This is a genomic window from Synechococcus sp. R70.1, from assembly GCF_047461675.1.
Classification (GTDB): Bacteria; Cyanobacteriota; Cyanobacteriia; order Thermostichales; family Thermostichaceae; genus Thermostichus.
The window spans coordinates 1-1603 of sequence record NZ_JANSHR010000013.1; the positions used below are offsets into that span (position 1 = coordinate 1).

At 57.4% G+C, this 1603-nt stretch carries 1 protein-coding gene; it reads left to right on the top strand.

What is annotated here, in order from left to right; translation table 11 throughout:
- Positions 1–167 precede the first annotated feature (167 nt).
- Positions 168–1460 carry an RNA-guided endonuclease InsQ/TnpB family protein gene (locus tag NW807_RS01575; protein WP_414425105.1) on the top strand — a complete coding sequence of 431 codons (1293 nt, stop codon included), beginning with the start codon at positions 168–170 and terminating at the stop codon, positions 1458–1460.
- The last annotated feature ends 143 nt before the right edge of the window (positions 1461–1603 follow it).

Below are 1603 nucleotides of genomic sequence, written 5' to 3' on the forward strand. Positions count from 1 at the left end.
TCAACTGCTTGCTAGAAACATTTCTTCCCATTGTGCCGAATCTTGCCCAGCTTGGGAGGCGTTGCCTCCCTCTCTGCTATCTCCTCTGATAAGGCCAGAAGGGGGTAGACAACAGCAGGCAGAAAGACTCACAATACTCAAGCAAGCTACCCAACACTCCTAGTCCCATGCTGCTGGGCTTTAAAACCCAGTTGGCCCTCAACAACAAGCAGCGAACCCTGGCAGCCCGGCATGCTGGGGTGGCTCGCCACGCCTACAACTGGGGCTTGGCTATCTGCAAGCAAGCTGTTGAGGCCAAGCAAAAACTGCCTACAGCTAAAGTGCTCCGCACCGCTGCCGCGAACGACCTACATAAGCGCTTAGTGGCAGAGGTCAAGAAAGCCAACCCTTGGTACTACGAGGTTTCTAAGTGTGCCCCACAGCAGGCTCTCCGCAACTTGGAGCAAGCTCTCAAACGCTGGCGGAGCGGGCAGGGTAGGTTTCCCCGCTTTAAGCGTAAGGGGGTGCGAGACAGCTTCTACTTGGAAGGCAGCATCCGCATTTCCGGCAACCGCATCAAGGTACCTATCCTTGGTTGGTTGCGCTGTGCGGAAATTCTCCCCACTGCCACCCCCAAGAACGTTGTAATCAGCCTGCGGGCTGGGCGGTGGTACATTTCCTTCAAGTACGAGGCCCCACTTCTGCAGGTGGAGAAGACTGGAGACGTGGTGGGAGTGGACTTGGGCGTGAACCGCTTGGCCACCTGCTCCAGCGGGGAAATGTTTGCGCTCCGCGCCGCTAGCGCGAACGACAACCCCAAGCCTTACCGCAAAGCCCAGAAGCGCTTGGTGAGGCTGCAACGGCGGGTGAGCCGTAAACAGAAGGGCTCTGCCAACCGCAAGAAGGCGGTAATGCAGCTTGCTAGGGCCCACAGGCGGGTAGCGGATATCCGCCTGGACAACTTGCACAAGTTGACCAGCTATCTCGCCAAGAAGTACCGGGTGGTGGTGATTGAGGACTTGCAGGTGCAAAACCTCCTCAAGAACTACCGCCTGGCCGGATCTTTGGCCGTTCGCGTAAGCGGGACGGAGTCCTTTTGTGGGTTTTATGAGTTCAGGCGACAGCTAGAGTACAAGGCCCAACTCTACGGCTGTCAGTTGGTTGTGGCGGACAAGTTTTACCCGTCAAGCCAACTGTGTTCTCGCTGTGGGCACCGACAGAAGATACCACTACGCCAGCGAGTGTTTCGGTGTGAAAGGTGTGGTCTGGAGCTAGACCGCGACCTGAACGCTGCCCTCAACCTGGTCCAGTGGTATCTGGCTACCTGCAGCTCGCGGGGAAGTGACGCCTGTGGAGATCCCTCTGGCGGGGTGGTAGGGGTGAACTCTGCCACTAGTCATGGGTCGCAGAAGCAGGAAGAAAGCAGAGACGCGACAAACACTGCCCTATCGCAAATAGGAGTGTTTGTGAGCGTTTCGTAGGTCTTTCAGAGCGGCTTTCTGCACAGGCAAGGTTGGCCCATGTCTCCTGTGCTGTGGCAAGCCATTGGGTACGCCTGCGGGATCTCGGTGGGGATCCTGGGACTGGTTGCCCTTGTCAACTTTCTCTGGCAGCGCCTAGAGCA

Excerpts from the sequence above, each read along its gene's own strand:
- NW807_RS01575 (WP_414425105.1), top strand. The coding sequence starts at position 168 with ATGCTGCTGGGCTTTAAAACCCAGTTGGCCCTCAACAACAAGCAGCGA.